This is a genomic window from Actinosynnema sp. NPDC059797, assembly GCF_042732085.1.
Classification (GTDB): Bacteria; Actinomycetota; Actinomycetes; order Mycobacteriales; family Pseudonocardiaceae; genus Actinosynnema.
Window position 1 is genome coordinate 1 of sequence record NZ_JBHWIE010000256.1, and the last position, 10,141, is coordinate 10,141.

At 75.3% G+C, this 10,141-nt stretch carries 5 protein-coding genes; 2 read left to right on the top strand and 3 right to left on the bottom strand.

All coding sequences use genetic code 11. From position 1 onward, the window contains the following. Together ACFV4N_RS33190 and ACFV4N_RS33195 are read left to right on the top strand one after the other, a co-directional pair. The coding region (locus ACFV4N_RS33190) for a response regulator (RefSeq protein WP_499676603.1) at positions 1–574 on the top strand (574 nt) is incomplete at its 5' end. A gap of 107 nt (positions 575–681) precedes the next feature. Beyond that, positions 682–3,708, top strand: a complete 3,027-nt coding sequence (locus ACFV4N_RS33195) for an alpha-mannosidase (RefSeq protein WP_499676604.1) — start codon at positions 682–684, stop codon at positions 3,706–3,708. Here ACFV4N_RS33195 and ACFV4N_RS33200 read toward each other — a convergent pair. From ACFV4N_RS33200 to ACFV4N_RS33210, 3 genes are all read right to left on the bottom strand, one after another. Further along, complete coding sequence (locus ACFV4N_RS33200; RefSeq protein ID WP_499676605.1) at positions 3,683–5,302, bottom strand: MFS transporter; 1,620 nt, start codon at positions 5,300–5,302, stop codon at positions 3,683–3,685. The two genes, ACFV4N_RS33195 and ACFV4N_RS33200, sit on opposite strands and share 26 nt — an antisense overlap. After that, on the bottom strand, positions 5,299–6,720 hold the full coding sequence (locus ACFV4N_RS33205; RefSeq protein ID WP_499676606.1) for a hypothetical protein: 1,422 nt from the start codon (positions 6,718–6,720) through the stop codon (positions 5,299–5,301). The genes ACFV4N_RS33200 and ACFV4N_RS33205 overlap by 4 nt, the downstream gene beginning before the upstream one ends. Next, on the bottom strand, positions 6,717–10,141 hold a 3,425-nt coding region (locus ACFV4N_RS33210; RefSeq protein ID WP_499676607.1), incomplete at its 5' end, for an SDR family NAD(P)-dependent oxidoreductase. The genes ACFV4N_RS33205 and ACFV4N_RS33210, both read right to left, overlap by 4 nt.

The window sequence follows — 10,141 nt, forward strand, 5'->3', positions numbered from 1 at the left end:
GGTCGCGGTCGTGCGCGAGCTGCGGCCGGACGTGGTCCTCATGGACATCCGCATGCCCAACGTGGCCGGGTTGGAGGCCACCCGCCAGGTCCTGGCGCGCTCCCCCGGCTGCCGCGTGGTCATGCTGACCACCTTCGACCTCGACCGCTACGTGTACGCCGCGCTGGCCGCCGGCGCGAGCGGCTTCCTGCTCAAGGACGTCACCCCGGAGCACCTGGTCGCCGCGGTGCGCCTGGTCGACACCGGCGACGCCCTGCTCGCGCCGTCGATCACGCGCCGGCTCGTGCAGCGCTTCGCCCTGGTGGACCGCGACGCGCGACCGCCCGCGATCCACCGGGACCTCGCCGCCCTGACGCCCCGGGAGCTGGAGGTGCTGACCCTGCTGGGACGCGGCCGCTCCAACGCCGAACTGGCCGCGGAGCTGGGGTTGAGCGAGGCGACGGTGAAGACCCACGTGGCCCGCATCTTCGCCAAGCTGGACCTGCGCGACCGGGCGCAGGCCGTGGTCCTGGCCTACGAGACGGGGCTCGTGCTCCCGGGCGATACCACGGAGAACACCTTCCAGGGCAAGTGAACTCCACCGTGTCGCACCACGAGCACCCCATCAGGTAATGGAAAACGCCCATCCCCCGGCTGAGACTGGTCCGAGGGCACACGCCGTGCCCGGGACGGGGAGGGACCGTGCACGACGACCGAGTGGTGATCGAGAAGCACATCGTGCGGACCGTGGTGCAACGGCTCCAACCCGCGCAGTACCGGAAGTCCTCGAACCTCGACGTCTACCTGTGGGAGACACCGGACCACGAGCCGGTCCCCTTCTCCGACGCGACCGACGAGGCGAAGCACAAGTACGAGAAGGTCGGCCAGGGTCGGGCGTGGGGCCGCCCGTGGCGCACCGGGTGGTTCAAGGTCGTGGGCACCGTTCCCGACGCCCCGGGCTGGCAGGGCCAGCGCCTGGAGGTGTGCTTCGACCCGGGGTACCTGCCGGAGCACACGGGGTTCGGCGCCGAGGGCCTCGCCTACGACGTGAACGGCGCCCCGATCAAGGGGATGAACCGCTGCACCCCGTGGATCCCGGTCCCGGCGGGCACTCCGGCCGGCGCCGTCGTGCGGTACTACGTCGAGGCGGCGGCCAACCCGCTGATCTACCCACCGGTGTCCCCGTTCGGGGACTTCACCGTGCCGGACCCCTACAACCAGCCGCTCTACACCTTCCAGAAGGCGCAGCTGCGGATCTTCGACCAGGTGGTGTGGGACCTGACCCACGACGTGGAGGTGCTCCAGGAGCTGATGCTGGAGCTGGGGCTGGATTCCCCCCGCCGCTGGGAGATCCTGCGCGCCCTCCAGCGGTGCGCCGACGCCCTCGACCCCCAGGACGTGGCCGGCACCGCCCAGCAGGCCCGCGAGCAGCTCCAGGACGTGCTGTCACGACCCGCGCACGCGAGCGCGCACCTGATCTCCGCCGTAGGCCACGCCCACCTGGACTCGGCGTGGATGTGGCCTTTCCGGGAAACGCGCCGCAAGGTCCTGCGCACCGTGGGCAACGCGGTGTCGCTGATGGACGAGCACCCCGACTACACCTTCGTGATGTCGCAGGCGCAACAGCTCGAATGGCTGAAGAAGGACAGCCCCGCGCTCTTCGACCGGGTCAAGAAGAAGGTCGAGGAGAAGAAGTTCGTCCCCGTCGGGGGCATGTGGGTGGAGGCGGACACCAACATGCCCTGCGGCGAGGCCCTGGTGCGGCAGTTCACCTACGGCAAGCGCTTCTACGCCGAGGAGTTCGACCTGGACACCAAGGAGGTGTGGCTGCCCGACTCCTTCGGCTACTCGGGGGCGTTGCCGCAGATCATCGCGCTGTCCGGGTCGAAGTGGCTGTTCACCCAGAAGATCTCCTGGAACGAGACGGACGTCTTCCCCCACCACACGTTCCTCTGGGAGGGCATCGACGGCACCCGGGTGTTCACCCACGCCACACCGGCCAACATGTACGAGGCCAGGATCACCGGGCGCGAGGTGGCCCGCGTCGTCCGCAACTTCGCCGAGAAGGGCTCGGCGACCCGGTCCCTGCTCGCCTACGGTTACAGCGACGGTGGCGGCGGACCGACCCGCGAGCACCTGGGGAGGGCGCGGCGCCTGGCCGACCTGGAGGGTTCCGCGCGGGTGTCCCTGGAGAGCCCGGAGCAGTTCTTCGAGGCGGCCGAGGCGGACTACCCGAACCCGCCGGTCTGGTACGGCGAGCAGTACCTGGAGCGGCACCGGGGCACCTACACCAGCCAGGCGAAGATCAAGCGCGGGAACCGGCTGTGCGAGACGCTGCTCCGCGAGGCCGAGCTGTGGTGCGCCACCGCCGCCGTCCGGGTCGGCTTCGCGTACCCGTACGGCGACTTCGACCGGATCTGGAAGGTGGTCCTGCTCAACCAGTTCCACGACGTGCTGCCGGGCTCCTCGATCCCCTGGGTGCACCGGGACGCGGTGAAGTCGTTCGAGGACGCGGCGCAAGAGCTGCGCGTCATCATCGGCAAGGCGCAGAAGAGCCTCGTGGGCGATGGTCAGAAGTCCATACGCTTCAACCCGAGTCCTCACCCCCTCTACAACGTGCCGGCCCTGGGCGCGAGCGCGCAGGGCGCGTTGCCCGTGGACACGGACGTCACGCAGGAAGGCGACGACTGGGTGCTGGAGAACGCCCACCTGCGCGTGGTGGTCGACAAGAACGGGCTCATCACGTCCCTCCACGACAAGGTCGCGAACCGGGAGGTCGTCCCACCCGGCGGGCGGGGCAACCTGTTGCAGCTGCACCAGGACACGCCGGTCCTGTGGGACGCCTGGGACATCGAGAGCTACTACCGCAACACGGTGAAGGACCTGACCCAGGTCGACAAGATCGAGAAGTCGCCCACCGGCAAGCGCCTCGTGATCACCCGCTCCTTCGGCGCCGGGTCCAAGGTGCACCAGCTGATCTGGCTGAACAGCGAGGCGCGCAGGGTGCGGATCGACACGACCGTCACCTGGAAGGAGACGGAGAAGCTGCTCAAGCTCTCCTTCCCGCTCGACGTGCAGGTCGAGCGGTCGGCCTCCGAGATCCAGTTCGGGCACCTGTTCCGCCCGGCCCACACCAACACGTCCTGGGACGCCGCGCGCTTCGAGATCTGCGCGCACCGCTGGCTGCACGTCGGTGAGCCCGGCTACGGCGTGGCCCTGGCCAACCGGACCACCTACGGCCACGACGTCACCCGCCACGCCAGGGAGGGCGGCGGGACGACCACGACGGTGCGGGCCTCGCTGCTGCGCGCGTCCCAATGGCTCGACCGCAACCGCGACAGCGGCGAGCACCACTTCTCCCACGCCCTCGTCCTGGGCGCGAGCATCCCGGACGCGGTGCGCGAGGGGTACCGGCTGAACACCACGACGGAGGCGATCGCCGGGGCGAACGACGTCCCGCCCCTGGTGTCGGTCGACCACGACGGCGTGGTGGTCGAGACCGTCAAGCTGGCCGACGACGGGCAGGGTGACGTCGTCGTGCGGTTGTACGAGGCGCACGGCAACCACGCGCGCTGCGAGCTGAAGACGTCGTTCGCGCTCGACTCGGCCCACGTGACCAACCTGCTGGAGACGCCCGCCCTCGACCTGGACGTGCAGGCCACCGGTGACGCCGTCGCGCTGGAGTTCCGCCCGTTCCAGGTGATCACGGTGCGGCTGCACCGCTCCTGAGCCGGCGGGCGCGGGCGGGCAGCGCCCCGGCCGCGGCCAGGCCGACCGCGAGGATGCCGGTCGTCACCCACAGGCCGCTTTCGGCGGCGCGGGCGAAGCCCTGGCGCACCGCGTCCCCCGCCGCGTCCTCGGCGAGGCGGCGGACCTCGGGGTCGGCCGGGGCGGTGCAGCGGGACGGGCGTGCGCCGGTGGTGGCGGCCGCGGCGTGCTCGGCCGCCAGGCAGCGGACCGCGGCGGCGGCCTCCGGCTGGGTGGACCGGGGCGCGCCGACGGCGGCCGGGTCCAGGTGCCGGGCGCGGTGGTCGGCGGCCGTGGTCACCGAACCGCCCACCACGGCGTAGAAGACCGAGCCGACGACCGCGATGCCGATGGCGGTGCCGAGCTGGAAGGCCGTGTTGACCAGGCCGGACACCGAGCCCGCCTCCTCCTCGCGCACCGCGCCGAGGACCAGGTCCACCAGGGCCGCCGTGACCACCGCCAGGCCGGCGCCGGCGAGCAGCAGGCCCGGGGCGAGCTGCCAGGACCGCAGCTCCGGGCCCCACCACCGCACGGTCAGGGCGGTGGCCACCAGGCCAGCGGTCATGACGGCGACGCCGGTGCGGACCGCCGTGCGCCCCGGGCCGCGCCGTCCCGGCAGCGCCCGCGCCGCGGACCCGGCGACGACACCGAGGGCGAACGGCACGAACGCCGCACCGACCGCGAGGGGGTCGGCGCCGAGGCCGGTCTGGAGGTGGACGCTGAGCACGAAGCCGAACTTGCCGCCCGCGCTGAACACCAGCCCGACCAGCAAGCCGACCGACACGGCGCGGTCGGCGAACAACCCCGGGCGCACCAGGGGGACGCCGCCACCCGCGGCCACCCGTCGTTCGTGCGCCAGGAACAGGACCAGCAGGGGCGCCACAGCGCAGGTGAGCCACCACGCGCCGCCGTGCTCGCGGCCCTGCACGAGCGGGTAGAGCAGGGCGAGCAGCGCGGCGGCGAGCAGGACGACGCCGACGAGGTCGAGCGAGGCCGGACCGGCGCGGGCCGGCGGGCGCGGGAGCAGCACCAGCCCGGCCACCAGGGTGAGCACCCCGACGGGCACGTTCACCAGGAAGATCGACCGCCACCCGAGGCCGAGCAGGTCGGCCCCGGTGAGCAGGCCGCCCAGCAGCGGACCGCTGACCGCGGCCAGGGCGAGCACCGCACCGTAGAGGCCGAAGGCGGCTCCGCGCGCCCGGGGCGGGAACGCGGCCCGCAGGTGGCCCAGCACCTGCGGGACCATCACGGCGGCGGCGACGCCCTGGAGCACGCGGCCCGCCACCAGCACCCCGGGCGTGGTCGCGAGGCCGGACAGGGCGGAGGCCGCGGTGAACCCGGCGACGCCCGCCAGGAACACCGGGCGCCTGCCGCGCAGGTCCCCCAGGCGCCCGCCGGTGATCAGGGCCAGGGCGAACGCGAGCGGGTAGGCGGCGTCGACCCACTGGAGCTCCGCGCCGTCCGCGCCCAGGGTCCGCTGGATCTCGGGCAGGGCCACGCCGACGATCGTGCTGTCGACGACGTCCATGAACGCGGCGAGCAGCATCACCGCCAGGCCCGACCAGGCACGGGTCACCGGGGGTGGTCCGCGTGGTCGGGGGGATGGCGGGCGGCGGGCTCGTCCGGGTGGTCGGCGGGATGGCGGGCGGGCTCGTCCGGGTGGTCGGGGGGTTCACCGGCGCTGTCGAGGGTGCCGGAGAAGGGGCCGCCGTCGAGGAGCGGGTCGTCAGCGGGGTCGGCAGCGGGGTCGGCAGCGGGGTCGGCAGCGCCGTGGTGGGCGCCGTGGCGGTCCGCGTGGGCCTCGCACAGCCGCCGCCACCCGCCGGCGGTCAGGGCGTAGTCGCCCACCGTGCCGTCGGCCACCAGTCGGGCCCGGTCCGGGTTCGCCAGCAGCAGCGCGGTGGCCTTCACCAGCAGGGCCGCCGCCCACCTGTCCCGCCACGGCGGGGTCAGCTCTTCCGCGCCGCCCCGTCGCAGCGCGACCGACGCCAGCTCGCCGAGCACCGCCGCCCGGCCGCGCGGCGCGGCGGTCAGCAGGGCCAGCAGCAACTGGTGCGTGCGCTGCCCGGACCTGTTCGGCACCGGGACCTGCGACTCCCCGAGGGACACCCGCAGCAGCGCCCCGGTCAGGTCCGTGCCGCAGCGGCGGGCGTTGCCGGGTTCCACCAGGCGGGGGTTGAGGTCGATGTAGGAGGGACCGCCCGGGGTCAGGACCGCGTCCGCGGACAGCGCCCCGTGCCAGCCGAGGCCGCTGCCGAGCGCGGTCAGGTGCTCGGCGACGGCGGGCAGGTCGACGCCCTCCTTGACCAGTGCCGCCCCGCCCACGCCCTCCCGGACGCGCAGGGCGGCGTGCCACGCGATCAGTCGGCCGCGGTCGAACACCGACTGGACCATGACCAGCGGGCCGTCCAGCCGTTCCTGCGCCAGGACGCCGCCGTGGTCGGCTTCGCCGGCGAACTCGGCCGCGACCCGGGACAGGTCGGCGCGGTCGCGCACGGGGCGCACGCCCCGGCTCGCCGTGCCGATGCGGGTCTTGACGTAGCCGGGCAGGTAGGCCCGGGTGGGCAGGTCCTCCGGTTTCGCCACGAGCGCGGTGGCCGGGTGCGGCAGGCCGAGTTCGCGCAGGGTTCGCCACGCCTCGGCCTTGTCCTGCACGCGGGCCAGTGCCGCGAAGCCCGGCACGGCGAGGCCCACGCCGAGGTCGTGCACCCGGTGCGCCTCCAGCGCCAGCACGGCCACCTGTTCCTGGGTGGCCAGCAGCGCGTCGAACCGACCGCGCTCCAGCACCTGGAGCGCGGCGTCCAGCCACGCGAACGGGTCGGCGCCGAACGGCGGCACGGCGTGGACCGCCCGCACCCACCGGAGCGAGCGGGTGAGCAGGGCGCCGCCCGCGTCCAGGACCTCGACGTGGTGGCCGTCCTCGCCGAGCAGCCGCGCGACCTGGGCGGAGGACACGCCGCTGCCGTCGGAGAGCAGCACCCGCCGCGCGATCATGCCCCGGCCACCGGCACCAGCTCGCCCTCCGCGACCGCCGGTGCGGCGAGGTGCGCCGCGACGGCGCGGACGGTGGGCGTGCGGAGCATGTCGTCCAGCGACAGCGAGGCGGACAGCTCCGCGCGCACCCTGGCGAGCACCCGCACCGCCAGCAGGGAGTGACCGCCCAGCTCGAAGAAGTCGTCGTCGACGCCGATGCCGTCGATGCCGAGCAGGTCCGACCAGATCTCCACCAGCCTGGCCTGCTCGTCGGTCGTGGGCGCCGCGTGCGGGGTGGCCAGGGCGGGACGGGCGTGCCGGGGCGACGCGACCGGTCGGGTGTCGCGGGCCCCGTGGTCGACCCACGCGCGCAGGCGCGGTCCCAGCGGTCCGGACGAGGTCACCACCTGCCCGGCCAGCCCGGTCAGGGTGAGGACCCGCTCGAAGAGCGCGACGCCCTCCTCCGGCGACATCCGGAAGTCGGCGACCGTCGCGCCGGGCAGCGGGTGCTTCTCCTCGCCGACGCGCCAGCCCTCCCAGTCGACCGCCAGCCACGGACCTGCGCCGTCGTCGTTCGCGGCGAGGGCGAACCCGTCGAGCGCGGCGTTGGCGGCGGCGTAGGCGGCGAACCCGATGCCGCCCAGCACCGCGGACAGCGAGCCGAGGGTGAGCCGGAAGTCCAGCGGCTCGGCGGCCAGCGCGCGGTGCAGCGCGAGGAAGCCGGCGACCTTCGGGCGGAAGTGCGCGTCGCACTGCGCCCGGTCGACGGCGTGGCCGAGGCCGAACGCCGCCACGTCGGAGGTCCCCGCGCCGTGCACGACGCCGTGCAGCGCGCCGAACCGCGCCCGGACCTCCTCCACCGCCGCGCGCACGGCCTCGGCGTCGGCCACGTCGGCGCTCAGGGTCAGCACCTCGCCGCCCGCCTCCTCCAGCGCGCGGACGCGCCGGACTGCGACGCCCACCCGGTCGTCCGCCGGGTGCCGGTCGAGCCAGGCGTCCCACTCGGCGCGCGGCGGCAGCGGGGTGCGGCCGAGCAGGGCGAGTCGGGCGTTCCGGGTGCGGGCCAGGTGCTCGGCCAGGGTGAAACCGACGTCGCCGAGCCCACCGGTGATCAGGTAGGCGCCGCGGTCGCGCAGTGGGGGCGCACCGCCCGCCGGGACGCGCACCGGTTGGAACGACTGCTGCCACCGGTCGTCGCCGCGGAAGGCGACCGAGGCCGCGGTGCCGGCGCAGATCTCGGCCAGCACGCGGTGGGCCAGGGCGAGCGGGGCGGAACCGGCCACACCAGGGCCGGCCACAGCGGAGTCGGCCACAGCGGAGTCGGCAACAGCGGGGGCGGCCACGTCGAGGTGCCGGAACACCGTGCCCGGGTTCTCCTGCCCCAGCACGCGGCAGCAGCCCGCGATCCCGGCCGACGCGGGCACGCGCAGGTCCCCGCCCGTCACCCGCACGGCCCCGGCGGTGAGCACCGCGACGTCGGCGGGCAGGGCCCGGCCGGACCGCAGTGCCGCCGCGAGCAGCGCGAGCAGGTCGTGGAAGCCGAGGTCCTGGGCGGCCTCGAAGGCCGCCGGGGTGGGCATCCCGGCGAGCACGTCGGCGCTCCACGGGTGCACGACGGTGCGGGGCGGCGCGGCGAGCGCGGACCGGAGCCGGTCGTGGTCGTCGCGGTCGCCGGGGCGCAGGGCGAAGCCGCCGTCGGGGTCGTGGCGGAAGCCCGTACCGGCCCGGACGGCGGTGACGGCCGCGCCCGCGTCGCGCAGGGCGTCGACCAGGGCCTCGCCGAGGCCGCCGCGATCGGCGAACACCAGCCACGGTCCCCGGTCCCGGACCCGTCCGGCCAGGTCGTCGACCGGCAGCGGCAGCCGCGCCCACACCGGGACGGAGAACCAGTCGGCCAGGTCGTCGAACCGCGCGGCCCCCGCCGACCCGGTGGCGCCCGTCCCGGTCGGCGCGGCCGCGGCCGCGGTCACAGCGGTTCCGGTCAGGACCGCTCCGATCGGGGGAGTTCCCGCCACCCCGGGCTCCCGGTCGCGCGGCGCCGGGTCGATCCAGTAGCGCTCGCGCTGGAACGGGTAGGTCGGCAGGGCGACCCGCCTGCGCCCGGCCAGGTGGGTCGCGGCCCAGTCCAGCCGCGCGCCCGCCAGCCACAGCCGGGCGGTCAGTCCGGTCACGTCCGGGAACCCCGTGACCGCGTCCGGGTGCTCCTCCCCCACCGGCCCCAGGACCACGGTCACCGCGTCCTCGCCGCGACCGGTCGCCTGGCACGGCACGGACGTCCCCGCCACCACGGCGGCCAGCGCATCGAGCAGGGGCAGCTCGCCCAGCAGGGACGCCGCGAGGGCCGCGCCGGTCCCCGCACCCGACACCTCCACCACGTCCACCCCCCAGCCGATCAGCGCGCGTGCCACGGCGTACTGGGCGACCGCGTCCGCCACCGCCGGGCCGAACCGGTCCTCGATCCCGATGAGCCCCCGTCCCGCCACCGCGCCGCTCCCGTCCAGCAGGGCGCAGCACTCGTCGACCGCGGCGCGGACCTCCGGGCGGGCCTCGACGTCGCGGGACGTCCCCGGCGGCCACCCCGCCGGGTCGGGCAGGACCAGGTGCACTGGCCGGTCCCGCCGCCGCTGCTCGGCCACCAGGCCGCGGCCGTCGCCGAGCGCGCGGACCGCGTCCCGCGGGTCCCGGCAGACGACGGCGAAGCGGTGGTTGAACTCGCCCCGGCTGGCCTGAAGCGTGAACGCCACGTCGGCCAGGGGCAGGTCGGGGTGCCGGTCGAGGTGGGCGCGCAGGTCGGCCACGGCGGCGTCGAGCGCGGCCGGGCTCTTCGCCGACAGCACCAGCGCCTGCGGCCAGGGTTCGGCGGCGCCGGGTCGGACCGCGGGCGGCTCCTGGAGCACCACGTGCGCGTTGGTGCCGCCGAGGCCGAACGAGCTGACGCCGGCCCGGCGCGGTCCCGGTCGGGACGGCCAGCGGCGCGCCCGCCCGTTGACGCGGAACGGCCCGTCGCGGCCGTCGAGCGCGGGGTTGGGCCGCCGCGCGTGCAGGCTCGGCGGCAGCAGCCCGGTCCGCACCGCGTGCACGGCCTTGATCAGCCCGGCGATGCCGGAGGCGCGGTCGAGGTGGCCGGTGTTGGGCTTGAGGGAGCCGATGGCGCACGAGCCCGCGGGCACGCCGGCGAAGACCCTCGCCATGGCGGCCAGCTCGACCGAGTCGCCCAGCAGGGTGCCCGTGCCGTGGCACTCGACGTAGCCGACGGCGCCGGGGTCCACGCCGGCGTTGGCGAGCGCGTCGGCGATGACGGCGGCCTGGCCGTCGACGCCGGGCGCGGTGTACCCGGCGCGGGCGAGGCCGTCGTTGGTGACGGCCGAACCGAGGAACACCGCGTCGACGCGGTCCCCGTCCGCGAGCGCGTCGGCCAGCCGCTTGAGCACGACCACGCCCC

Bases quoted from the DNA above. Each gene is read 5' to 3' on its own strand.
- ACFV4N_RS33205 (WP_499676606.1), bottom strand. From the start codon at position 6,720: ATGATCGCGCGGCGGGTGCTGCTCTCCGACGGCAGCGGCGTGTCCTCC.